Origin of the sequence: Neisseria sp. HMSC068C04 (genome assembly GCF_001810105.1) — a bacterium.
Lineage (GTDB): Bacteria > Pseudomonadota > Gammaproteobacteria > Burkholderiales > Neisseriaceae > Neisseria > Neisseria flavescens_B.
Genome location: NZ_KV799946.1, coordinates 1 through 300, shown reverse-complemented (window position 1 = coordinate 300; position 300 = coordinate 1). Strand labels below are relative to the sequence as shown.

Annotated in this window: 1 protein-coding gene; it reads left to right on the top strand. The window is 39.3% G+C overall.

What is annotated here, in order from left to right; translation table 11 throughout:
* Positions 1-300, top strand: a 300-nt coding sequence (locus HMPREF2700_RS11410; RefSeq protein WP_283129681.1) for an IgG-binding virulence factor TspB family protein, incomplete at both ends; no start/stop codon positions are given.

Here is a 300-nt window from a genome sequence, read left to right as displayed (position 1 = left end):
AACCGCTGAAGTTGCTACAACTCAACGTCCTGATTTAACACCGGGCGGATCTGAAGCACCCAATACCAAGCCTGATCCAGATCATAAGCCTAATCCCGATGGAAAGCTGGATAAAAAACCTGATGATAAACCCGATTCAGATGATAAGCCTGATAAACGTCCAGATGATAAACCTGATCCGGATGACGATCCATCTGATAAAGATAAAAGAAAAGAAGATAAAAAAGATGACAAGAAAGAAGAATCAAAAGCATTACTTTGTAATGTTTTCCCTGACATATTAGCTTGTTCAGAAAAAGG